We start from the raw sequence: 22258 nt of genomic DNA on the forward strand, positions 1-22258 counted from the left end.
TTTCTTCACTATAATTTTGTATAGTAGAAATTAATTTAAATTAAAGTGATCCCGACTTTCTCCTTTCACGTAGTGCCCATCAAATTCGCATGATGGTTAGTTACTATGCAAGTGGAAAGCAGAAGTTCAGGGAACGGCAAGGAGCATGTCATTATTCCCGATAACAAAGTACCTACAGACAACAAAGTACCGACAGAGCTCTCGAGCTGGCTGGTGTTGGTTGGTACAGACCGAGACAAGCAGGCGTTCACCTGTTTGTTCAAGTTCTTCGCTCCTAAGATCAAGCGTTTTGGTATCAGTAAGTTGGGTGGCGAAGCTGCTGCAAACGAGCTAGTTCAAGACACGATGACTAATGTTTGGAAGAAAGCACATCTCTACAATGTAGATAAAGGCGCTGCGACCACTTGGGTCTACACGGTAATGCGTAATGCAGCATTCGACATGTTGCGCAAAGTGAAAGCGAAAGCCGAACAAACGATAGCCGACGATATCTGGCCAATCGATGCGATGGTAGCCGACTCTCAAAGCGAAGATTTGCCATTCGGTGACCATTTGATGAGCCGACACGTAATGACTCAAATAGAAAAGTTGCCTCTCGCTCAGAAAACCATCGTCAAAGGCGTTTACTTTCAAGAGCTCTCTCAAGAGCAACTCGCTCAGCAACTTGGCGTCCCACTTGGAACAGTGAAATCACGTCTGAGACTCGCTTTAGCCAAATTAAAAGTTCACATGGGGGAACAAGACCATGATTAAACATCACCCAAACGCGGCAATCTTGAAAGACTTCGTCGATGGCACGTTGGCTGATTCAGTTTCTTTGATTGTTTCTAGCCATGTAGAGCTGTGTGAACACTGCCAACAACAAGTCAAGCAGCTTACAGCTGTAGCAGCGAATAATGCTTTTGACGCAGAGCCAGTATTCTCAAATGAAGATCTAGACAGCTTCTCAATGGACGACATGGACTTTGATTTTGACGCGATAGAGCAAATCACAGCTGATACTTCTCAGTCTGTTGAAGTGACTCCAGAGGTTCAGAAAGTAACTGTTGCTGACACGACATTCACAATCCCTCGCGCTCTAAACTCAGTAGCGAGAAAGGACTGGATGAACCTAGGCAAAATTTCACGAGCAAGACTCGATTTTGCTGACGAAGCACACCACACCAGCTTGTTGCACATCGACAAAGATGGACAAGTGCCTTGCCACACACACAAAGGCTTCGAGATCACGCTTCTTCTAGATGGCAGTTTCGAAGACGAAATGGGCGTTTACAACAAAGGTGACTTCATCTGGTTGGATGGCAATCACACTCATCAACCGGCAACAAAAGAAGGTTGTGTCTGTTTAACCGTTTCAAGTGATGCGCTTTACTTCACAAAAGGTGTGAGCCAACTATTCAATCCACTTGGAAAATATATCTATTAACCCAGTTGCAGGCTATAAATATACAGGATGGCATAAAGCTATCCTGTATATCGTCAATACATCTGAATAAAAACAACTACGGTGTCAAAGTAAAAACACACCCAGCTCTGTAAATACGATTAGCAATGTTGAACTATAAGAAAAAGCTCAGAGCAAGAGCAAAGGAGTTGGCCAATGGAAAAGAAAATCAAAATCGGTATCAGTGCATGTGTTGCTGGACATAAAGTACGTTTCGACACAGGTCATAAACGCTCTCGTTTTTGTACAGACGACTTAGCAGACTACGTGGAATTGGAACCTGTTTGCCCAGAGATGGCTGTTGGTCTTCCAACCCCTCGTCCAACCATTCGTCAAACAAGAATGCTAGATGACATCATCCATGTTTCTCGCCCTGATGGCTCAGGTGATGTGACCAACGAACTGATCGAGTTCGGTCAAAACTACTCAAAGAAAAACCAACACATTGCTGGCTTTATTGTGTGTCAAAAAAGCCCAACCTGCGGCATGGAGCGCGTGAAGGTGTACCACCACCATGGTCGCGGCTCTGAATCGACAGGCATAGGCATGTTCACCCAACAAATTATGGACGGCAACCCGTTACTTCCCGTTGAAGAAAACGGCCGCCTTAACGATCCCATTTTGCGTGAAAACTTCATGACTCGAGTGTTCACTTACCAAAAATGGCTCGATCTTGTGGATGAAGGTGTGACCAAGCACAAACTGATTCAGTTCCACAGCGCCCACAAATATCTAGTCATGTGTCACCACGTTGAGGGTTACAAAAGCTTAGGCAAACTGCTAGCGGGTAATGATTTAGATATCGACGAACTAGCGGCTCAATACATCGAAGGCTTGATGACGGCGTTGTCTCATCACGCGAATCGAGGCAGTCACGCCAATACGCTGCATCATTTGCAAGGTTACTTTAAAAAACAACTGAGTAGCGCTCACAAGCAAGAGCTGACCAACCAGATCGCATCATTCAGAGAGGGCGTTGTTCCACTGCTAGTGCCACTGACACTGATCAATCACTACCTGATGGAATACCCGAACGAATACCTAGAATCACAGGTTTACCTAAACCCGCACCCTCAAGAACTTAAACTGAGATACGGATATTGAGCGACATACTATGGATACGACGAGACCTGCGGATTCACGATAACCCAGCGCTCGTCGCGGCAGTTGAAAACGGCGTAACGACCGCCGTTTTCATTTCAACGCCTCAAACGTGGCGGCAACACCACCTTGCGCCGATCAAAGCTGATTTCATCTATCGTCATCTAAAACAACTCGATTCCCAGCTCGCTGAATTCGGGATAACGTTGCTTCACCTGAAAGCTAGCGACTTTGACGACCAATCCAAACAGCTCATCGATTTGTGCCAGCAGCTTGATGCCAAGTGCGTCTACGCTAACTCTGAACCAGAGGTCGATGAACAAGCTCGCGATAAAAAGCTGATTTCAAGCGGCCTAAACCTGAAGATCAGCGATTGTGACGTTATGCTGCCACTCGGTAGCGTTCTCAACAAACAAGGCGAGATGTTCAAAGTCTTTACGCCCTTTAAGAACGCTTGGTTAAAAGAAGTTCAGGTGAAAGGCATCATCTGCAGTCCAGCTCCTGTCGAGTCAGCTGAACGTTCACAAACACAGCTTCCTGACGACTTACAAGCCTTAACCATCTCTGCTGACTATGATTTCGATTTTCCGCGTGTTGATTCGAGTCGCTGGCCATTAAGCCAAGATGTATTGGGCAATGTGATCCCCAATTTCTTAGGCAATAAAGTCAACGACTACGCACGTCTGAGAGATATTCCCTCAGTTAAAGGAACATCGGGGCTATCACCTTATTTAGCGATTGGCGCCGTGAGCCCACGTTGGTTAGCGATTCAATTGATTCAGCAGCAACCCGATCTGTTATTTGATACGCAATTACCGGCCTTTTGTTGGCTCAATGAATTGATTTGGCGAGATTTTTATAAGCATTTGATGTTCCACCACCCTAAACTGGTCAAAGGTGCTAACTTTCAGCAAAAATACAATGGTTTAGATTGGTATCACGATCATCCTAGCTTCAAAGCTTGGTGCGAAGGAAAAACAGGATATCCATTGGTTGATGCCGCAATGCGTCAACTGGTTGAAACGGGCTGGATGCACAACAGACTAAGAATGGTGGTGGCAAGCTTCCTAACCAAGCACCTGCTTATTGACTGGCGTTGGGGCGAGCGTTTCTTTATGTCGCACCTTATCGACGGAGACTTTAGTGCCAACAATGGTGGCTGGCAGTGGGCTTCAAGTACTGGCTGTGATGCTCAACCTTACTTCCGAATTTTCAATCCAATCACTCAGAGTGAAAAGTTTGATCCAAAAGGAATTTTTATTCGTAAGTACATACCAGAGCTGCAAAATATCCCAGATAAGCATGTACATTTCCCACATGACTTTATCGCTAAAAACGGAATAGACAGCGAATACTGGCAACCCATCGTTGAGCATAAAGAAGCACGATTGAGAGCCTTAGCCTTCTTCAAATAATTAGAGTGAATATTATGGATAACTCTCTATGGCTTGATAACTTTCTCAACATGTATCGAGAACTCGGAACCGACAATTTCGACGTGCTTAAGACGGTTTATCACCCTGATATTGAATTCCAAGATCCGCTGCATCATGTCAGCGGTATTTCGGCGCTTACGCACTACTTCGAGAACCTCTACACCCAAGTAACCAGCTGTTACTTCCATATCGAACACACTTTCGAAGTGAACGACGAAGCTTCGGTGTATTGGACAATGCAGTTTGCTCACAAGCAATTAAATGGGCAAAAGCCAATCGAAGTACAAGGACACAGCCACCTCAAGATGCTCGACGGTCAAGTGGTCTATCACAGAGACTATCTTGATGTCGGCTCTATGTTGTACGAACACATTCCAGTTCTGGGCTGCGCCATCAAATCCATCAAAAAGAGAGCGAGCCAATAATGCGTATTATGATCACAGGCGCGACCTCAGGTATCGGCCAATCACTCGCTATCGATTATGCTCAACAAGGGCATCAGGTGATTGCTTGTGGCCGTAACCCAGACAAGCTGCAAGCCTTGGTTGATTCTCACGAGACAGACATCGCGCATTCATCCATTACACCGCTCTGTTTCGATCTGACCGATTACCACAACTTCCCAGAACTCGACCAAGACAAGCCGCTCGATCTGCTGATTTTAAATGCGGGTGATTGTGAGTACATCGACGACCCAGTGAATTTTGATGCCGAGCTTTTTGAGCGCGTCATCAACATAAACCTAATTTCAATTGGCTACGCCCTTAAAGCTTGGTTAAAAAACATCAAGCCCGGCGGCCGTTTGGTTTTAGTCAGCTCCAGCGCCAGCTTTTTACCTTTGCCAAGAGCCGAGGCTTATGGCGCTTCAAAGGCAGCCCTCACCTACTTAGGCAGAACACTTTCGGTTGATCTGGCAACGCACAACATTCATGTCTCAATTGTGCACCCTGGCTTTGTTGAAACGCCATTAACCGAGCGAAATACGTTCTCTATGCCTATGATTATTAGTAGTGAGGCCGCAACTCAGCGAATCGTAAATGGTATCGCTCAAGGAAAGAGTGAAATCGATTTCCCAAGACGATTCATCATGTTGATGAAGCTACTAAGAATGCTTCCAACTCCAGTTTGGCAAAAACTCGCTTCAAGGATGGTATAACAATGAAGAAAATCGCCATTATTGGTTCAGGTATCTCTGGACTCACTTGCGCGCATATATTAGATAAGCACCACGACGTAACAGTATTCGAAAAGAATGATTACGTTGGGGGGCACACCGCGACCGTTGATATTGAACATCAAGGCTCGGCGTTTTCGATAGATACAGGTTTCATCGTATTCAACGATCGAACCTACCCGAATTTCAATCAGCTTCTAGAACAACTCGATGTCGAAAGGCAACCGACTGAGATGAGCTTCAGCGTCCACAACACGACGACCAAGTTTGAATACAACGGCCACAGCATTAATTCGTTATTCGCGCAGAGGAGCAACATCTTCAAACCTCAGTTCTGGTCTTTAGTGTCTGACATTCTCAAGTTCAACAAGCTGTGTAAGGCTCAGTTTGAAAGCAATGAATTCACACCAGACGTTACCCTTGGCAGTTTCCTACGAGATAATCAATTTTCCGACTTTTTCAGCCAGCACTACATCTTACCGATGGGCGCGGCGATTTGGTCGACAAGCTTGGAAGAAATGGAAGAGTTTGAGCTCAAGTTCTTCATTCAGTTTTTCTACAACCATGGATTGCTCGATATCGCGAACCGTCCTCAGTGGTATGTGATACCAAAGGGATCGCGTTCTTATGTTGAAATCATCCTTTCACGCCTAAGTAAGACTGTTGCACTGAATACATCGATTAAACAAGTGACTCGCCAAGAAACAGGCGTCACGATTGAATTTGAAGATGGCAGCGCACAAGGTTTCGACGAAGTAATCTTTGCTTGCCACTCAGACCAAGCCTTACGCTTGCTTGGTGATGCAACAGAACAAGAGCAACAGGTACTGGGCGAGATCCCATACAGCCGCAATGAAGTGGTTCTGCACACCGATACTCGCTTGTTACCAGACAGAAAACTGGCTTGGGCAAGCTGGAACTACATGTTGGATGGCGACAGTAAACGACCTGCCTGTGTCACGTACAACATGAACATTCTGCAAGGCATCGAAAGCCAAGACACCTTCTGTGTCACCTTGAATCAAAGCGAAGCCATCGACCCAGAAAAAATTATTCGCAGCTTTGTTTATCATCACCCGGTACTTAATTCGAACACGGTCGAAGCTCAGCACAAGCGTGAGCAAATCTGTGGCAAAAACCAGACGCACTTTGCTGGCGCTTATTGGTATAACGGCTTCCATGAAGACGGTGTCCACAGTGCACTCGATGTGACCAAACGCTTCGGTTTAGATTTGAGTACGAGTTCCGCGCTATGAACAGTCAAACCCTGACACCCGAGATGGGGATCGCATCCGAAAAGAGTGAAGAGCTCAGCGGTATCTATTGGGGTAACGTCAGACATCGCCGCTTTGGCGACATCACTCATGAGTTCAGCTATCAGCTGTATATGATGGGGTTAGATCTTGATGAGCTGCCCCAAACCACAGCGCGCAGTGCGCTGTTCGGAACTCGTTGGTACAACCCGATTCGCTTTGTCGAATCGGATTATCTCGCTGAAAAAAAAGAAAATGTCACCACGGATGAACCAAAATCACTTAAGCAACGTATAGCTTCCAAAGTGCAACAACTTGGTGGGGTTTGGTCTGATTCAAACCGTGTGACGATGCTGGCTCAGTGCCGCTGTTTAGGCATCTACTTCAGCCCACTCAACTGTTTCTTCTGTTATGACGAGACTGGAGATTGTAAGTACATGTTGGCTGAGGTGAGTAACACGCCTTGGCGAGAAAGACACTACTATCTCATCGACATGCACCAAGAATTGAAGGTAAAAAAAGAGTTTCACGTTTCGCCGTTCATGGATTTGAACATGACTTATTTTTGGAAGATTAAGCCACCAGCGAAACGCACGTTAGTTCACATTGAAAGCCGCCGAGACGACAAGCTTTTCGATGCGACACTAGCCCTGACGAAGCAGTCAGTAACCAAGACAAACATTAGACGAACGGTATTAAAGATTCCGGCGATGACGATAAAAGTCGTGATGGGAATTTATTATCAGGCTCTCAAATTATTCCTGAAAAAAGTACCGTTTGTGGCGCATCCAGACTCAACGTCTTAAGCGCACATGAAAGAACTCAATTGAAGCTTGGGTTCACTCCAATCAAGGAGCTGAACTCAGCTTAGTTGGCACAAAATATTAGAATGAGTTATCAGCGAGGTTTACATGGAACAGCTTGCCAAACAAAACAACAATATTGAACAACAAGCTAAAGCCGTTGCTGTTTCAAGCAACTGTAAATATCGAGCTTTAATCTTCAAGGTGTTAGAAAGCCTGCAATTCGCAACGCTTGAAATCATTGAGCGCGACCAGCATTCAGTATTTGGTGATCGAGAAGCTGAATTGAAAGGTCGAATCGTGATTCATGATGCGACCTTTTTTAGAGATGTGGTCATCAATGGCAGCATTGGGGCATCTGAAGCCTATATCGATGGTAAATGGACCAGCCCAAACCTCACGCGTGTGATTCAAATCATGGCTCGTAACCAAGCCCAATTGGATGAGCTTGATGACAAGACACAATGGATTTCTCGCATCAAAAACCTATTGCTGCGCCGTAAGAATGCCAACACCGAGCAAGGCTCTAAGCGAAATATTCTCGCCCACTACGACATTGGCAACGAACTGTATGAGCGCTTCTTAGATAGCTCGATGCTGTACTCTTCCGCAATCTACAGCGAAGACGCAGAAACCTTGTCGAAGGCTCAACAAAACAAAATGAAAACCATCTGTGAGCGACTAGAACTGTCTGAGAAAGATAGCGTGGTCGAGATAGGCACAGGGTGGGGCGGCTTAGCCATCTTCATGGCGCAACACTACGGTTGCCACGTCACCACTACCACGATCTCAGATGCCCAACATGCACTTGCTGAACAGAGAGTAAAAGCGCTTGGTTTAACCGACAAAATCACCCTGCTCAAAGAGGATTATCGCAATCTCACTGGTGAGTATGACAAGTTGGTTTCGATCGAGATGATAGAGGCGGTCGGACATGAGTATCTACAAACCTTCTTTGAAAAATGTTCCTCGCTACTTAAGCCCTCAGGCAAGATGCTGATTCAAGCAATTACTATTGCTGACAGCCGTTACGACAAATACCGCAAAGGTGTCGACTTTATTCAGAAGTACATCTTCCCCGGCGGTTGCCTACCTTCTGTTTCAGTGATGACCCAACACCTTGCGACCAGCACCGACCTTGTGGTTCAAGAAATTGATGACATTGGCCTGCACTACGCTCGAACGCTGAATGATTGGAATATCGCCTTTGAAAATAGTTGGGAAGAGCTAGAGTCTCTCGGCTATTCAGAAGAGTTTAAACGCTTATGGACCTTCTACTTCTGCTACTGTGAAGGCGCATTCAAAGAGCGCGTGATCAGCACTCACCATGTAGTCGCAAGAAAACCTCGTTACTTTGGAGAAAAAGATGAAGCGGTTTTGGATTATTAATCTCGTACTGTTTCAAGCGACCTGGGTTTGCAGTGCTTTCTTTACCGCGCAAGCCCCGTTCGTCACACCACTGATTGTAGTGGTTCACTTCCTTCTATCACCGACTCGCAGTAGCGATTTGAAGATACTCATTTTATTACCATTGGGGCTATTGCTTGATAGCCTCTTACTCCACTTCGGCGTGTTTGCCGTCGACTCTGAAATTGCGAATCAATCGTGGTTCCCGGTGTGGCTTGTCTGCCTGTGGATCATGTTCTTAATCAGTTTTAACCACAGCCTAAATTGGCTTTTAAAATGCTCGAAAGTGATCTTGTTTGTCATAGGGTTCGTAGCAGGTACTAGTAGTTATTGGGGAGGCATCAAAGCAGGTGCTCTTCTTACTACTTGGCCAGATGCATCGGTAGTTGCTGCCCTTGCAATAAGTTGGGGGATTTTGTTGCCCTTACTGGTGGCCGCCTACTCCAACTTAATACAACCTAAAATGGCAATAACGAGGTGACTTATGGCTTATCCACGCAACCCGACACAAACGTTCAAACCTGAGCGAGGTATTGTTCGCGCTCATCAGCAAGCAAAAAACACACTTCTAAGCTTTATTACTCTCCCGTTAATCTTTGCTGCGCTGTTATTTGCCGGACACGCTAGAGCCTCTGCTGTCGATGATCTGAACAAACGTGGTGAGGGTGAAATGAGTTACCTGTTTTGGACTCTCTACTCGGCAGAATTCTACGCAACTCCAACCAACTCCGAACGAGCTTTGAAGCTTGAGTATTACCGCTCTATCGATAGCAAAGACCTCGTAGACGCTACCGAAGATCAGTGGAACAAGCTTGGCTACTCTGACAGCAACATTCAACGATGGTTGAAACCCTTGTACGCGATGTGGCCGAACGTGGAAGAAGGAAGCACACTCACGATTCGTGTCGCTGAAGATAACGTAAGTCGTTTTTATTTCGATGAACAACCGATCGGCACCATCCAAGACAAGCAATTTGGTGAAGCCTTTCTAGCGATTTGGTTGTCTGAAAACACCTCTGAACCCGGTCTTCGTAAACAACTTTTAGGTTTGAACAAATGAATCCAAAAACAACAATAATAAAATTTGCTCTGGCATTTTTTTCACTCACTTGGCTAGTGGGCTGTGGCTCTGCAAGTTTAGAAGACCATGTCGACACTACGCCAGAGCTCAAGCTTGAAACCTTTTTTAATGGCGAATTAATGGCCTACGGCATGGTGCTCGACCGCTCTGGTAACCTACTGCGCCGCTTTGATGCCAAGCTTATCGCAACTTGGGACGGTGACAATGGAGAAATAAAAGAGTGGTTCTCTTTTGCTGATGGCGAGCGCTCAACTCGCGTTTGGAATCTGATAAAAACCGGCGAAAACACCTATTCTGGGACTGCCAACGATGTCGTCGGAACCGCTTATGGTGAGACCCAAGGTTCAGCGCTGTATTGGAAATATGATCTAGAAATTGAAGTAGACGGCAGCACCTATGAAGTGGTGCTCGATGATTGGATGTTCTTGATGGACGACAAGCGCTTATTCAACAAGACTGAGATGTCTAAGTTTGGCTTTAAAGTCGGAGAGGTCATCTTATACATAGAGAAGATTTGATTTAGCTGCCGTTTCTGATTCTTAGTTTCAAATCGATGACTACATCTCCAGTACGTAACAAAACAGCCCACAACGAAAATTGTGGGCTGTTTTGTTTGATCCCTCGAATAGCATACCTGCATGCTCAAGCCATTGTGCTAAGATGCGCCACCAGCATACAAATGGACTAGACTGACACTAAGCAGTCCCCATTTGTTTCGCTAAGCGTAGATTCCCTACCATGAATAATTGAAAAGGCTTTAAAGCATGAGCAAGTTGACCTCAGCGGAGCGTAAAGCTCGCGACAATGAACGTTTCTCACAACGCGTAAACGACCGCAGAGAAAAAGGTGAAGACGTAGTTGCTTACGCACTGACCAACAAAAAAGCTGTAAAATTCCTGACTAAGTCAGAGAAAAAACGTTTCAACGAAACGAGAGCGACTCTGCAAGAAGAGAAGCGAGTGAAAGAACAAGAAGAGCTTAACCGAATCGAAGACGCGTTCACGATCAAACAGTTCGACGACGAATAATCACTTATGATTACTCAAAAGCGCTGGCTCTATGCCGGCGCTTTTACTTGTTAGTTCGTTGTTTTTTAACGCTGTTATTTCTTGCTAAACCCGTCGATTCTTAACGGCTTTCCCCCACTCTCTTAGCTCAGCCTTACCGCTCGACCGATCACCCAAGCTATTAACCTATCAACCTATCAACCTATCAACCTATCAACCTATCAACCAGGCTATCGATCAACTTTAGCCATAGATCTCAGAAAATCTTAGCCTAGCCCCTTACTATCTCGAATCAACTCTACAAATTGAAGACAGTATGATTTTAATTACCGGATCAAGCAGCGGTTTAGGCGCAGCTCTCGCGAAACAATATGCTAACGCCGACGCTCAGCGCGTAGCCATTACAGGTCGCAATGCACAACGTTTAGCAGAAGTGGCGCAGGGCCTACCTGCGAATACCATTAGCCAAGCGTGTGATCTCTGTGACCCGCACTCAGTGAGCGAGTTATTGGATGCGTTACCTGAAATGCCGAAACTGGTGATCCACAGCGCTGGCAGTGGGTACTTCGGTAAGATAGAACAGCAAGATCCAACCATCATCAGCGACATGCTGAAGAACAATATTGAGTCTTCGATCTTTTTGATTCGCGAGCTTGTACAGCGCTACAAAGATCAATCGGTCACCATCGCTGTGGTGATGTCGACGGCGGCACAAGGTGCTAAAGCGGAAGAGTCCACCTACTGCGCGGCAAAATGGGCCGTGAAAGGCTTTATCGAATCGGTAAGGTTAGAGCTAAAAGGTCACCCGATGAAAATCGTGGCGGTTTACCCTGGAGGAATGGCGACCGAGTTTTGGAATACAAGCGGTAAAGGCATGGATACCTCGAGCTTTATGACCGCGCAAGAAGCCGCTCAGATGCTACAACAGGCGTTGACCAGCACAGAGCATGGATTCGTGTCAGATATCACGATAAACCGCGGCTAGCAGGTAAACAGCTCGCTTAATCGGTAAATAGAGCGACACATTACCAAAGAAATGATTAGAGTAATTATTTGTGAGGGTGAGCATGAAAGTGTGCGACAATGCTCGGCGTAAATTCATATTCAAGGTTTATTATGAAACTTCTAGTTCGTAACCTATCGCGCTCTACCTCTGAGCAAGACATCCGTGTGCTATTTTCTGAGTTTGGCTCAGTAAAAGAGTGCAGCCTAGTTTTAGACCAAGAAACTGGCGACTCAAAAGGCTTCGCTTTTGTTGAAATACCAGAGCAAGAAGAAGCTAAAGCGGCACTAAACAAGCTGAACTTGTCAAAGCTTGGCAAAAACACGATTCGTGTAAAAGTAGCGAACTCTTAATCGATTCAATGCTTCATAAGCCGCATGGCTTAGCTTAACAGCAGCACAGATGATAAAGCCCGTAACGATATGACGTTTTCCAGCGCAATATCGTTACGGGCTTTTTGCTGCTCGCAATTCTCTTTTCACACGATTTGAATACGCCTACAGACCTTCATGTTCATCAATAGCACGTCTTGCTTCGGCCATTGAACATCCAGATTCCATCACCAGCTGAGCCACAGTCATTGAAGGTGTAGCGGCCAACAGAGATGCCAAACACACCACGGGTTTAGGCAGCACTTTGTCGATTGCAATTGCTATCCAACCGTCTTTTTCATGGGTTAACATCGTTTTAAATTCAACGAGTTGATACTCTTGAGCGACCAACAGCCAATTACGCGAACGACGAACTCGTTTCAACTGACATCCACATTCCGCAGCATTCACCATCACTTGGCTTTTATCACTCACACGATGTACAAAACTATTCAATGGGACGCTAAACATAACTCTCTGCTAATCAATCTATTCCTACCATTCAAGAGCTCTCTACCTATCTCTCAAAACTTTCTAACTGTCACTCAATTAAAACCGTACGTAGGATTACACAGACACAAAAAAACCGCCAGTGATGCACTAAGCAACCTCGCGGTTTTTGGATGTTAACGTGTGTGGTTTACGCTTTAGTTTCTACCACAATGTCCGTTTTTACCGAGTTCGCGATAAAGCAATTTTTGTGCGCCAAGTGGTGCAGTTTGTCGAGCTGCTTGGCGGTGGGCTTTTTGGTACCTAAAAACACAATTTTAGGGCGCAGAGTCACCTTAGTGACCGATGAGCGGCCAGATTCATCTTCTTCCAGCACACCAATCGCATCATCGACATAGGAGTCGATCACGTACTTCTGCTTTGCGGCAATGCCCAAAAACGTCAGCATATGGCAGCTAGAAAGTGCCGCGATAAACGCTTCTTCTGGATCAACATTCGCTTCCACCGAAAACGGCAGTGGCACAACATGTGGAGAGGACGAAGCAGGCACAGTGACACCACCATCGAACTCCCACGTATGACCTCGACTGTATTGATTGTCGCTAAAGACTTCATCTTCTGCTTTTTTCCAGCGAATGATCGCTCCGTATTCAGACATAATTCCTTCCTTTTTTATGCTCAATAAATTAACGATCAGCTGGATGATTGACACCATCGTTGGTCACCACATCACCAATATCAAAAGGGTTTACCCCTTCCAAACAGCCGATGTTAAAACCGTATTCATTTGGGCTAGAACGGCGTTGATGATGGGTATAGATGCCGCAGTTTGAGCAGAAATAATGCTTTGCGGTGTTGGTATTGAATTGATAAAGCTTGAGATGCTCCGCACCTTTGAGGATCTTGATGCCGTCCAGTGCAACAGAGCCCACAATCGCTCCCCTGCGACGACAGATAGAGCAATCACAGCGGCGTGGTTTTTCTATCCCGTTAGGTAAGCTGAACTCTAGTTCAACCGCACCGCAATGGCAGGTTGCCTTGTGAAAAGGTTGGATAACCGTATCTCCGACGACTTTCATTTTTCTCTCCAATCACATCCTTATGTTGGTCGTATCATAACCAGTTCAATGTTCTCTGTCCGTACCCGGGTGTTGAGTTCGAGAGATCTGTCATGCGCTGCTTCTCGGCTAATCTAACTAGACTTTTCAACCAAATCGCCAAACCGCTCAAACAAGAAATCAAGAAACAATCGGATACGCTTCGGCTGATATTTCTTGCTGATGTACACCACATTCAAGTCGGCACTCGACACCGACATCGCGGTATTGAAGTTTTTCATGTAACCATTCAGCAGAGTAACAAGGCGTTGGTTATTGATGTCGTCTTGCACATCCAACACCGATTTAAGCGCAATGCCCTCACCTTTTAATGCCCAGTACCGAATCACTTCACCATCATCTGAAAATCGCTTCGGCACAACCGTCACCGACTTCTTCATATCATTGTCTTGGAAGTGCCATGTCTTGAGCTCTTCATTGCTACGCAGCATGGCTAAACAGTCGTGTTCGACCAAATCTTGTGGTGTTAACGGTGTTCCATGTTTAGCAAGATATTCAGGAGAAGCGCACAACACACGTCGGCTTGGCGATAAGCGTCTGGATATCAAACTGCTGTCAACCAGTTCACCATAACGGACCACGATATCCATGCCAGATTCAGCAATATTCGAGAGGTTATCGTTCAAATACAGGTAAGGAATAACGTCCGGATACTGCTGACAAAATTCCGAGAGAATAGGAAGAATGTACTGTTTTCCGATGTCTTTTGGCGCGGCGATTTTTAACGAGCCTTTGACTTCTTTTACACCATTTTGAATCAGGTTTTCGGCCTCACTGACGTTGTCTAAAATATCCAAACACGCCTTGTGATACAGCTCCCCTGAGTCTGTCAAAGACACATGACGTGTGCTTCGATTCAACAACTTCACACCATATCGTTCTTCAAGCGCTTGAAGCCTTGCTGTCATGGTCGCAGGAGAAAGCCCTAACTCTCGCCCAGCCGCAGCTAACCCGTGATGCTTAACAATACTGACGAACATCGCCATATCTGAAAACTTATCCATACGATTCTCGCTTCCACCTCTTTGTCTTACTTCTCGATCTTAATGCTCGATTTGAATACTCAGTCACACTATTCAGGTTAACCGAATAATGAATTTATATTTTAACCAATTATCAAATTTAGTCGAATAAATATAATGGCAAACATCAACAGAACAACGCAGGAATTCAGAGCATGACTAACGAATCGACTAAACAAGAGAAACACACTTTCGTCATCATTGGTGGCACATCAGGTATCGGCAAGGCACTCGCGATGAAATTGAGAAACGAAAACAACACAGTGCACATCGCTAGCCGACATACAGGACTTGATATCAGCAATGAAAAATCAATTTGTGAATACTTTGAATCGATTGGCGTGTTTGACCACTTAATCGTAACGGCTGGCTCATCCGCTCCCGCAGGAAAAGTAACAGACGTAGCAACCGCAGACGCCAAGACAGCTTTTGACACTAAGTTTTGGGGCAGCTTAAACGTAGCCAAACATGCCGCTCGTTACATGACACCAAACGGGTCTATCACGTTCACAACTGGCATGTTGTCACGCAAAGTTGTTGCTGGTACTTACGTAAAAACCGCCATCAACGCCGCACTAGAAAGCGTAACCAAAATACTGGCGAAAGAGCTATCACCTATTCGAGTCAATGCCGTTAGCCCGGGTTTAACCATGACGGAAGCCTACAAAAACATGGACGATTCCGCTCGTACAAGCATGTACGACAACGCCAAAAACAACCTACCCGCAGGCAAGGTTGGCGAGCCTTCAGAGATAGCCATGGGTTACCTGTTCGTAATTAATAACCCATACGTCACAGGGTCAATCATCGATATCGATGGCGGCGCTCTACTCGGCTAACACTCCGCAAAGAAGCAAAGAAGCAAAGACATAAAGAACAATCGTTAGGGCGTGTATCTCACGTCCTAACAAACAAGAATTAACACAGGTACTTCACTATGAAATCAGAAGCGATCCATAAAGAAAAGATCCCATTCCAAGTTTGGATACTGACACTCGCAGCTTTTGCCATCGGCACCGCTGAGTTTGTTATTGCAGGCATCCTTCCACAAATTGCCACATCCCTTTCGATCACCGAAGGTCAAGCTGGCTACCTTATCAGTGCTTACGCGTTGGCTATCGTTATCGGCGGCCCGATCTTAACCATCTACCTTGCTCGCTTTAACAAGAAGATGGTGCTGATTGGCTTAATGGCACTGTTCATCATCGGTAATGTCTTATCAGCCCTTGCTCCTAGCTACCCACTTCTACTTGCCAGCCGTGTTATCGCAGGCTTAGTGCAAGGCCCTTTTTATGGTATCGGTGCGGTTGTTGCAACCAACTTAGTGTCTGAAAAAATGGCAGGTCGTGCCGTTGGCCAAATGTTCGCAGGCTTAACACTCGCTAACGTTCTTGGCGTTCCAGCTGGTACATGGGTCAGCTTGCAATTCGGCTGGCACACTACTTTCTTTACCGTGGCAGCACTTGGCACTATCGCGATGCTTGCCATTCTGACTTCGATTAAATCGACCGGTCACAGTGAAGCGAAAGACATCAAAACTCAGCTTCTAGCATTCAAAAATCCAATGTTACTGATCAGCTTAGCAATCACCGCTTTTGCTTGGTCTGGCTTCATGACGCTTTACGGCTACCTTGCGCCAATCGCCATGCACATCACAGGTTACAGTCAAGAATCAGTGACTTGGATCTTAGTGATTGTGGGTGTTGGCTTAATCATCGGTAACACCTTGGGCGGACGCTCTTCAGATAAAAACCTAGGCAAAGCTTCAATGTTTTGGGCTATCGCAATGATCGTGTCATTGGTGGTAGTTGGCCTTGTGGTAGACAACAAAATCCTCTTCGTTGCAGCCGCATTTGTCTTTGGTATTGCATCATTTGCGAACGTCCCTGCCATGCAACTTCGAGTAATGAACCACGGTGGCGAAGGGCAAGAGCTAGCAGCAACTGCGAATATCTCAGCGTTTAACTTAGCCAATGCCTTTGGTGGATTCCTTGGCGGCATGGTACTCGACAGCCAACTAGGCGCAGGAATGATTCCGTTCGCAGCCGTTGTGGTTCCTATCGTCGGCTTGTTCTTAATCGCTAAAGCTAACCGAAAAGAGAAACCACAAAGCAACTCAATATTTGCACCCAAAGAAGCTAAATAATTTAAGAACTCCGTAACTTCAAAGTGCCAATTCATTATCAAACTGGAATTGGCACAGCACTAAAAATTCATAAAGGTAGAGATCATGAACAAGTTATTCGAAACATCAGAACTGAAAGGCCTAGAGCTGCAAAACCGTGTGGTTATGGCACCCATGACACGCGCTCGCACTAGCCAACCTGGAAACGTGCCAAACGACATGATGGCGACTTATTACCAACAACGAGCAAGTGCAGGGCTTATCATCACTGAAGCCACACAAATTTCAGATGATTCCCAAGGTTACTCATTCACACCCGGCGTCTATACCGATGCGCAAATCGAAGGTTGGAAATCAGTAACAACAGCAGCAAAAGAGCAAGGTGCCGCGATATTCTGCCAACTATGGCACGTAGGCCGAGTATCACACCCTACCTTTCAAAATGGCGAGTTGCCGATTGCACCTTCTGCACTGGCACCCATAGAAACGCAGGTTTGGATCTCTGATGAAAATGGTAACGGCAACATGGTGGATTGCATCCAACCAAGAGAGATGACCCAAACAGACATCGATCGTGTTGTTCAAGATTTTGCTAACTCAGCGAAAAAAGCTGTCGAGGCAGGGTTCAACGGAGTGGAAATCCACGGTGGTAATGGCTACCTCATCGATCAATTCCTAAGAACCAATTCAAATAAGCGCACCGACAACTATGGTGGCAGTCGTGAGAACCGACTTCGCTTTCTAATTGAAGTCGTGGATGCGGTAATTGAAGCGATTGGTGCTGACAAAGTGGGCGTACGTTTGGCCCCATTCATCACCTTCAAAGACATGAACTGTCCAGACATCGTGCCAACGATTTTAGAAGCGTCAAAGGAACTGCAAGCTCGTAATATCGCTTATCTGCACCTATCAGAAGCCGATTGGGATGACGCGCCAGTGATACCTGAAAGCTTCCGTGTCGAACTAAGAGAGTTGTTTTCTAACACCATCATCGTTGCTGGCAGCTACACACCACAACGCGCCGAAGAAGTATTGAGTAAGGGCTACGCCGATCTCGTCGCATTTGGTCGCCCATTCGTTGCTAACCCAGATCTCGTTTCACGCCTACAAAACGGCAGCGAACTATCCGATCTTGATGGCGCGACTCTGTTCGGCGGCAACGAAAAAGGCTACATCGATTATCCAGCGTTGTAGTGAATTTGGAGGAGATGATGGTTTCTAACCACTAGAAACATTTCCGACAGGCAAAAGAAAGGCTCGCATGACTAGTGCGAGCCTTATGCAGTTTAGGGGGTAAACCACAATCTAGTTTAATCTTAAGATTAATTATTTAACTTATGAGCCATTATGCACTTGTGCGCATTGATATTCTATTTTTAAATGATTCACTGCAATTAATCAATCGATAAAAGTTAGCGTTTGGTCAATTTAAACCACATAAATAACAGTGATTTAGTGAACGACGTCTAGAAAATCATCATAAAATCCATAGAAATCAGATTTATAGACTTCTCATTTGCCAATACCCTTCACCATTTGTCGCGAGTTGGTTGTGTAAATAATCAAGCGTATCCGCGACCGTTCCAGCAATGCCTTGTGGTGGATTGAACAACAGTAAACCACTACCGATCAGGCGATCATCACCCTTAGGATCTCGAAGGCGAAGCTCCGACTTAATCGGACTTGGCAGCAAACCATCTTTCACTGCGGTCACACAGTGGTTCAAAATCAGTGAGCTCTTGTCATCCGTGTAGAGCGGGTACCAAATTAGTGCAGATACCTTCTCAGATTGCTGATACGCCTTAACTAAGGCATCAATCACCGCGAGATATTCTGAATCGGTTTCATAGGGTGGGTCGATAACAATCAGATGGTGATTGTCATGTTTAGCTACGTCATCAGGTAACGCTTTAAGCCCATCACCTGCGCTAATCGTAAGCTTGCTTGAAATATCCAGGTTACATTGTAACTTATCAATATTGGTTTGCAGTAAATCAGCTTCATCTTGCTGAATGTCTGAAAAATAGAAACTATCTTGGCTGCGACCTTGTTGGTAAGTGATGGCGGCAGAACCCGGATACAAAGAGATAAGTTGATTCGGATTGTAGTACTCCAGTACCGACATAAAAGAAGCGAATGCCGGAGGAAGATAAGCCTTATTGCGCCACAAGTACCCGACCCCTTCAGCAAACTCACCGGCGTGATTACTTGGTGCGGTAGTTAGGTCATAACACCCTGTACCTGAGTGCGTGTCGATAACGTTGAGGCGTGAATGCTGCTGCATTAATGACTGAACAAGTGCACTCAATACTGGATGCTTCAGTGCATCACCATGGTCGCCTACATGACATTGATGTCGATATTCCATTCCCTTGCCTCATTTCTACTAACGTCATCTAAACATACTTCATATCATGAGGGCTTGCCTGCTCAATCCATCGTTTTTTGAAATAGGCTCGCTTTTCTCTAACCAGTTGACTCTTATATAAAAATAAAGCCCCTGAACTTACTTAGGGGGTTAAGTGAGTTCAAGGGCTTTTATTATTGATTTAGGTTAATAGCGTAAGTAAATCGGCCTACCGTGCATAAGCTAGCTAAGCTTGACTAAGGGTACTCACCCTCAACTTCTACTGGCGCTTTCACTTGGTAGTGACAAGGCTGTAGGCCAAGTAGCTTAGGCAGTGTGATACCTACCGAAACGGAAGACCACGTACCGCTAACAATACCCACCACCAATGCAATTGCGAATCCTTGCAGCGCAGCACCCCCAAGTAGCCAAAGCGCAGATACGGTGATTAGCGTTGTACCTGAAGTCACCATGGTGCGTGAGAAGGTCGCTTTAACCGATTCGTTAAGCAGGTTATCAGTATCACCATTTGGATTGCCACGCAGCATTTCACGAACACGGTCGGCAATGATGATCGAGTCATTCAACGAGTAACCCAAAATCGCCAACACAGCCGCTAACACAGTCAGGTTGAACTCGAACTGAGTAAAAGCGAACAGACCCAAGATAAGCGTCACGTCATAGATGATCGCGGCAAGGGCGCCGAGTGCTAAACGCCATTCAAAACGAACACTCAGGTACAGCATGATCATTAGGAAACACACCAATACCGCCAAGCCACCTTGGTCAACCATGTCTTGACCCACTTGAGGCCCAACCACGCTGCTGTTAAGCACTTTTACTTGATCACTTACCGATGACAAAGCATCCACTAAGTTTGGTTGTGGGGCGTCTGTCAGTTGGCTGTAACGAATCGTCCAGCGATCCTGCTCTGCCATACCGACCACTTGAACGTCTTGTTGGAAAGCCGTGTCGAGCTTGGTTTTTAACGCATCTTTGGTTACTTGATCAGAGAGTTGAACCTCGGCAACCACACCGCCAGTAAAGTCCAAACCCCAGTTAAAACCTTTCACTGCCACCAGCATCACAGAGCTCATGAACAGCACAATAGAAATCACAGACATCACCTTACGAAGGCGAGTCATATTGCTATTTGAAAAATAGCGGTCTGAAATAGTCATTTTTGAAGTACTCATGCTTAAATCCTTACATCGTGGCGTTGGTCACGCCCCCAAACCAAATTGATGATTGCTCGTGAAGCAAAAATGCCCGTAAACATACTGGTTAGAAGACCTAAGCCCAGTGTCAGAGCGAAGCCCTGAATCGGTCCATTACCAATGGTATATAGAGCCACAGCAACGATCATGGTAGTGACGTTAGCATCGAAAATTGACGAGAATGCGCTATCGAAACCACGGTCGATAGAGCTAGCAAAGCTGCGCCCTTCTTTCATCTTGTCTCGAATACGCTCGAAGATAAGCACGTTGGTGTCCACCGCCATACCAACGGTCAGTACTAGACCCGCAATACCCGGCAGAGTTAACACCGCACCCGGTAGCAGCGCAATCAAACCAAATAATGTGGTCATGTTAACCACCAATGCACAGTTCGCGACCCAACCTAAGCGGCGGTACCATAGCGCCATAAACGTTAGCGTAAGGCCAAGACCAAGTGCCAAAGCAGCAAAGCCGTTGGTTACATTTTCAGCACCCAAAGATGGGCCAATAGTACGTTCTTCAATGATGGTCACAGGCGCAGTCAATGACCCCGCACGCAACAGTAACGCAAGCTCTTGTGCGTCTGCCAAACTGCTTGCGCCAGTGATTCTGAAACGGCTACCCAGTTGAGATTGGATGTTCGCCACACTGATCACTTCACTGGTTTTTTCGCTGTTACCGGCTCTGTCACGGCTGTATTCGCTGTAAACGGTCGCCATTGGCTTGCCGATGTTATGGCGAGAAAACTCAGACATTTTCTTACCACCAGAAGAATCAAGCGTGATGTTTACTTCTGCACTGCCCATTTCACCAATGCCACTGCGTGCATCGATAATGTGTTCACCGCTCAGCACTGCTTTGCGAGCAACCACTACGCGATTACCATCTGAATCTTTCAGAGTTTGAGTATTGCGCGTTGCGTTGTCGTACACAGAGTAGAACGCTAATGAAGCCGTAGCACCAATCACGTCTTTCGCAGCTGCAGGGTCTTGTACACCCGGTAATTCGATACGGATACGGCTTTCACCTTGGCGTTGAATCGATGCCTCAGTGATGCCTAGCTCTTCAATACGGCTGCGCATGATTTGCAGGTTTTGTTGAACCGTAAGGTTGCGTAGCGTTCTTTGTTCTTCTTCAGACTGAGTTAACGTTAGCGACTTGTCTGATCGGTTACGTAGCCATTGTGGGAACTCTTGACGAATCAGCTTCTGGGCTTTTTCGAAATCGGCGTCGGTACGGAAATCAAACTGAACTTGGTTGTTCACCACTTTACCGCGGGCATAACGCACTTCGCTCGTGATCTCGTCGACCACCGCTTGAGCTTGCGCGTGATAAACCGGTGCCATATCCACTTCTAGCAAGAACTGCACGCCACCGCGTAAATCAAGGCCTAATTGAATCGGTGCGAAGCCCATGTCAGTCAGCCATTTTGGTGCAGCTGGCTCCATCGCTAAAGCAACGGTTGCGCTGTCTAGTAGGCGCTCATTAAGTACTTCTTTGGCTTTCGCTTGCTGCTCTGCATCTTCTAAGATCACAACTAAGCGTTTGTCTTTTTGAAAGGCTGATGTCGCTTGGATGCCTTCGCTCGCGAGATATTGAGTAATTTGAGTGGCGTCGATCGTCTGTTCAGAACGGTTGCTAATTTGAACCGAGGCGTTCTCGCCATACCAAGAAGGTAAAGCACTCAGAACCATAACGATGATAGTGGCGATAAGCACCACGTATTTCCACTTTGAGTAGTGGTTGATTTGTTTTCTTGGAATGCGTTTTTTCACAGTCAAGATCTCTTCTTTTTACCAATCACAGTAAATAAGTGCTCGAAAATAGCGTAGGAAAAACGCAGTGATCGAGCATTTTAACCAGCGAGGGTGACCAGTTATTTACTACGATTGGTATAAC

25 protein-coding genes are annotated in these 22258 nt (G+C 46.0%); 18 read left to right on the plus strand and 7 right to left on the minus strand.

Annotated features, from left to right (window positions below):
• Positions 1 to 105: 105 nt before the first annotated feature.
• The 15 genes from AB6D06_RS02390 to AB6D06_RS02460 all read left to right on the plus strand — a co-directional run bounded on the left by AB6D06_RS02390 (position 106) and on the right by AB6D06_RS02460 (position 12062).
• Positions 106 to 753 (plus strand): sigma-70 family RNA polymerase sigma factor, encoded by a 648-nt coding sequence (locus AB6D06_RS02390; protein WP_017065085.1) that lies wholly within the window; start codon positions 106 to 108, stop codon positions 751 to 753.
• Positions 746 to 1426, plus strand: coding sequence for a ChrR family anti-sigma-E factor (locus AB6D06_RS02395; RefSeq protein WP_372109898.1), 681 nt, complete (start codon positions 746 to 748; stop codon positions 1424 to 1426). Before AB6D06_RS02390 ends, AB6D06_RS02395 begins: the two co-directional genes overlap by 8 nt.
• Positions 1427 to 1600: 174 nt before the next feature.
• Positions 1601 to 2548: a DUF523 and DUF1722 domain-containing protein gene (locus tag AB6D06_RS02400; RefSeq protein WP_017060965.1), complete on the plus strand. Its 948-nt coding sequence runs from the start codon at positions 1601 to 1603 to the stop codon at positions 2546 to 2548.
• A complete protein-coding gene (gene phrB / locus AB6D06_RS02405; RefSeq protein ID WP_065583940.1) occupies positions 2545 to 3960 on the plus strand; it encodes a deoxyribodipyrimidine photo-lyase in 1416 nt (471 codons plus the stop codon). Before AB6D06_RS02400 ends, phrB begins: the two co-directional genes overlap by 4 nt.
• Positions 3961 to 3974: 14 nt before the next feature.
• Positions 3975 to 4406: a nuclear transport factor 2 family protein gene (locus tag AB6D06_RS02410; RefSeq protein WP_017090021.1), complete on the plus strand. Its 432-nt coding sequence runs from the start codon at positions 3975 to 3977 to the stop codon at positions 4404 to 4406.
• Complete coding sequence (locus AB6D06_RS02415; protein WP_248401642.1) at positions 4406 to 5137, plus strand: SDR family NAD(P)-dependent oxidoreductase; 732 nt, start codon at positions 4406 to 4408, stop codon at positions 5135 to 5137. Before AB6D06_RS02410 ends, AB6D06_RS02415 begins: the two co-directional genes overlap by 1 nt.
• Before the next feature lie 2 nt (positions 5138 to 5139).
• Positions 5140 to 6411, plus strand: a complete 1272-nt coding sequence (locus tag AB6D06_RS02420; protein WP_102428126.1) for an NAD(P)/FAD-dependent oxidoreductase — start codon at positions 5140 to 5142, stop codon at positions 6409 to 6411.
• Entirely contained in the window at positions 6408 to 7214 is an 807-nt protein-coding gene (locus tag AB6D06_RS02425; protein WP_372099601.1) for a DUF1365 domain-containing protein, read from the plus strand. The genes AB6D06_RS02420 and AB6D06_RS02425 overlap by 4 nt, the downstream gene beginning before the upstream one ends.
• A gap of 105 nt (positions 7215 to 7319) precedes the next feature.
• Positions 7320 to 8600 (plus strand): class I SAM-dependent methyltransferase, encoded by a 1281-nt coding sequence (locus AB6D06_RS02430; RefSeq protein WP_372099600.1) that lies wholly within the window; start codon positions 7320 to 7322, stop codon positions 8598 to 8600.
• A complete protein-coding gene (locus AB6D06_RS02435) occupies positions 8578 to 9099 on the plus strand; it encodes a DUF2878 domain-containing protein (protein ID WP_017061278.1) in 522 nt (173 codons plus the stop codon). Before AB6D06_RS02430 ends, AB6D06_RS02435 begins: the two co-directional genes overlap by 23 nt.
• A 3-nt stretch (positions 9100 to 9102) precedes the next feature.
• The gene (locus AB6D06_RS02440) at positions 9103 to 9678 is read left to right on the plus strand and encodes a chalcone isomerase family protein (protein ID WP_017061277.1); all 576 of its coding nucleotides are present in this window, start codon (positions 9103 to 9105) and stop codon (positions 9676 to 9678) included.
• Positions 9675 to 10217: a DUF3833 domain-containing protein gene (locus AB6D06_RS02445; protein WP_017061276.1), complete on the plus strand. Its 543-nt coding sequence runs from the start codon at positions 9675 to 9677 to the stop codon at positions 10215 to 10217. The genes AB6D06_RS02440 and AB6D06_RS02445 overlap by 4 nt, the downstream gene beginning before the upstream one ends.
• A 246-nt stretch (positions 10218 to 10463) precedes the next feature.
• Positions 10464 to 10727, plus strand: a complete 264-nt coding sequence (locus AB6D06_RS02450) for a hypothetical protein (RefSeq protein WP_017061275.1) — start codon at positions 10464 to 10466, stop codon at positions 10725 to 10727.
• 295 nt (positions 10728 to 11022) lie between these two features.
• Entirely contained in the window at positions 11023 to 11691 is a 669-nt protein-coding gene (locus AB6D06_RS02455) for an SDR family NAD(P)-dependent oxidoreductase (RefSeq protein ID WP_017065090.1), read from the plus strand.
• Between the two features lie 131 nt (positions 11692 to 11822).
• Entirely contained in the window at positions 11823 to 12062 is a 240-nt protein-coding gene (locus AB6D06_RS02460; protein ID WP_102332305.1) for an RNA-binding protein, read from the plus strand.
• Positions 12063 to 12206: 144 nt separating this feature from the next.
• Here the strand turns inward: AB6D06_RS02460 and AB6D06_RS02465 are convergent, their stop codons facing one another.
• The 4 genes from AB6D06_RS02465 to AB6D06_RS02480 form a co-directional block, all read right to left on the minus strand.
• Positions 12207 to 12551 (minus strand): ribosome recycling factor family protein, encoded by a 345-nt coding sequence (locus AB6D06_RS02465; RefSeq protein WP_017061272.1) that lies wholly within the window; start codon positions 12549 to 12551, stop codon positions 12207 to 12209.
• A gap of 169 nt (positions 12552 to 12720) precedes the next feature.
• Positions 12721 to 13188 carry an OsmC family protein gene (locus AB6D06_RS02470; protein WP_017065091.1) on the minus strand — a complete coding sequence of 156 codons (468 nt, stop codon included), beginning with the start codon at positions 13186 to 13188 and terminating at the stop codon, positions 12721 to 12723.
• A gap of 28 nt (positions 13189 to 13216) precedes the next feature.
• Positions 13217 to 13609 (minus strand): GFA family protein, encoded by a 393-nt coding sequence (locus tag AB6D06_RS02475; RefSeq protein WP_017061270.1) that lies wholly within the window; start codon positions 13607 to 13609, stop codon positions 13217 to 13219.
• A 113-nt stretch (positions 13610 to 13722) separates the two neighbouring features.
• Positions 13723 to 14652 (minus strand): LysR family transcriptional regulator, encoded by a 930-nt coding sequence (locus AB6D06_RS02480; protein WP_102332306.1) that lies wholly within the window; start codon positions 14650 to 14652, stop codon positions 13723 to 13725.
• A 173-nt stretch (positions 14653 to 14825) separates the two neighbouring features.
• On the opposite strand from AB6D06_RS02480, the gene AB6D06_RS02485 reads away from it, so the two are divergent.
• The 3 genes from AB6D06_RS02485 to AB6D06_RS02495 all read left to right on the plus strand — a co-directional run bounded on the left by AB6D06_RS02485 (position 14826) and on the right by AB6D06_RS02495 (position 17989).
• A complete protein-coding gene (locus AB6D06_RS02485; protein WP_102332307.1) occupies positions 14826 to 15509 on the plus strand; it encodes an SDR family oxidoreductase in 684 nt (227 codons plus the stop codon).
• A gap of 98 nt (positions 15510 to 15607) precedes the next feature.
• On the plus strand, positions 15608 to 16816 hold the full coding sequence (locus AB6D06_RS02490) for an MFS transporter (protein ID WP_372099594.1): 1209 nt from the start codon (positions 15608 to 15610) through the stop codon (positions 16814 to 16816).
• A gap of 84 nt (positions 16817 to 16900) precedes the next feature.
• Positions 16901 to 17989 carry an alkene reductase gene (locus AB6D06_RS02495; RefSeq protein WP_372099592.1) on the plus strand — a complete coding sequence of 363 codons (1089 nt, stop codon included), beginning with the start codon at positions 16901 to 16903 and terminating at the stop codon, positions 17987 to 17989.
• A gap of 307 nt (positions 17990 to 18296) precedes the next feature.
• Here the strand turns inward: AB6D06_RS02495 and rlmJ are convergent, their stop codons facing one another.
• The 3 genes from rlmJ to secD form a co-directional block, all read right to left on the minus strand.
• Positions 18297 to 19163, minus strand: a complete 867-nt coding sequence (gene rlmJ / locus AB6D06_RS02500; protein WP_372099590.1) for a 23S rRNA (adenine(2030)-N(6))-methyltransferase RlmJ — start codon at positions 19161 to 19163, stop codon at positions 18297 to 18299.
• A gap of 236 nt (positions 19164 to 19399) precedes the next feature.
• Entirely contained in the window at positions 19400 to 20338 is a 939-nt protein-coding gene (gene secF / locus AB6D06_RS02505; RefSeq protein WP_004732672.1) for a protein translocase subunit SecF, read from the minus strand.
• 2 nt (positions 20339 to 20340) lie between these two features.
• Entirely contained in the window at positions 20341 to 22140 is a 1800-nt protein-coding gene (gene secD / locus AB6D06_RS02510; RefSeq protein WP_372109899.1) for a protein translocase subunit SecD, read from the minus strand.
• Between the last annotated feature and the right edge of the window lie 118 nt (positions 22141 to 22258).

It is taken from the genome of Vibrio sp. 10N.239.311.G01, assembly GCF_041465805.1.
Classification (GTDB): Bacteria; Pseudomonadota; Gammaproteobacteria; order Enterobacterales; family Vibrionaceae; genus Vibrio; species Vibrio crassostreae_C.

What these genes read in the sequence shown, in the direction of transcription:
- AB6D06_RS02430 (WP_372099600.1), top strand. Translation starts at nt 7,320, where the DNA reads ATGGAACAGCTTGCCAAACAAAACAACAATATTGAACAACAAGCTAAA.
- AB6D06_RS02480 (WP_102332306.1), bottom strand. Translation starts at nt 14,652, where the DNA reads ATGGATAAGTTTTCAGATATGGCGATGTTCGTCAGTATTGTTAAGCAT.
- AB6D06_RS02465 (WP_017061272.1), bottom strand. Translation starts at nt 12,551, where the DNA reads ATGTTTAGCGTCCCATTGAATAGTTTTGTACATCGTGTGAGTGATAAA.
- AB6D06_RS02415 (WP_248401642.1), top strand. Translation starts at nt 4,406, where the DNA reads ATGCGTATTATGATCACAGGCGCGACCTCAGGTATCGGCCAATCACTC.
- rlmJ (WP_372099590.1), bottom strand. Translation starts at nt 19,163, where the DNA reads ATGGAATATCGACATCAATGTCATGTAGGCGACCATGGTGATGCACTG.
- AB6D06_RS02390 (WP_017065085.1), top strand. Translation starts at nt 106, where the DNA reads ATGCAAGTGGAAAGCAGAAGTTCAGGGAACGGCAAGGAGCATGTCATT.
- AB6D06_RS02435 (WP_017061278.1), top strand. Translation starts at nt 8,578, where the DNA reads ATGAAGCGGTTTTGGATTATTAATCTCGTACTGTTTCAAGCGACCTGG.
- AB6D06_RS02495 (WP_372099592.1), top strand. Translation starts at nt 16,901, where the DNA reads ATGAACAAGTTATTCGAAACATCAGAACTGAAAGGCCTAGAGCTGCAA.
- AB6D06_RS02475 (WP_017061270.1), bottom strand. Translation starts at nt 13,609, where the DNA reads ATGAAAGTCGTCGGAGATACGGTTATCCAACCTTTTCACAAGGCAACC.
- AB6D06_RS02450 (WP_017061275.1), top strand. Translation starts at nt 10,464, where the DNA reads ATGAGCAAGTTGACCTCAGCGGAGCGTAAAGCTCGCGACAATGAACGT.
- secF (WP_004732672.1), bottom strand. Translation starts at nt 20,338, where the DNA reads ATGAGTACTTCAAAAATGACTATTTCAGACCGCTATTTTTCAAATAGC.
- AB6D06_RS02455 (WP_017065090.1), top strand. Translation starts at nt 11,023, where the DNA reads ATGATTTTAATTACCGGATCAAGCAGCGGTTTAGGCGCAGCTCTCGCG.
- AB6D06_RS02490 (WP_372099594.1), top strand. Translation starts at nt 15,608, where the DNA reads ATGAAATCAGAAGCGATCCATAAAGAAAAGATCCCATTCCAAGTTTGG.
- AB6D06_RS02410 (WP_017090021.1), top strand. Translation starts at nt 3,975, where the DNA reads ATGGATAACTCTCTATGGCTTGATAACTTTCTCAACATGTATCGAGAA.
- AB6D06_RS02425 (WP_372099601.1), top strand. Translation starts at nt 6,408, where the DNA reads ATGAACAGTCAAACCCTGACACCCGAGATGGGGATCGCATCCGAAAAG.
- AB6D06_RS02445 (WP_017061276.1), top strand. Translation starts at nt 9,675, where the DNA reads ATGAATCCAAAAACAACAATAATAAAATTTGCTCTGGCATTTTTTTCA.
- AB6D06_RS02395 (WP_372109898.1), top strand. Translation starts at nt 746, where the DNA reads ATGATTAAACATCACCCAAACGCGGCAATCTTGAAAGACTTCGTCGAT.
- AB6D06_RS02470 (WP_017065091.1), bottom strand. Translation starts at nt 13,188, where the DNA reads ATGTCTGAATACGGAGCGATCATTCGCTGGAAAAAAGCAGAAGATGAA.
- AB6D06_RS02485 (WP_102332307.1), top strand. Translation starts at nt 14,826, where the DNA reads ATGACTAACGAATCGACTAAACAAGAGAAACACACTTTCGTCATCATT.
- AB6D06_RS02400 (WP_017060965.1), top strand. Translation starts at nt 1,601, where the DNA reads ATGGAAAAGAAAATCAAAATCGGTATCAGTGCATGTGTTGCTGGACAT.
- AB6D06_RS02440 (WP_017061277.1), top strand. Translation starts at nt 9,103, where the DNA reads ATGGCTTATCCACGCAACCCGACACAAACGTTCAAACCTGAGCGAGGT.
- AB6D06_RS02420 (WP_102428126.1), top strand. Translation starts at nt 5,140, where the DNA reads ATGAAGAAAATCGCCATTATTGGTTCAGGTATCTCTGGACTCACTTGC.
- AB6D06_RS02460 (WP_102332305.1), top strand. Translation starts at nt 11,823, where the DNA reads ATGAAACTTCTAGTTCGTAACCTATCGCGCTCTACCTCTGAGCAAGAC.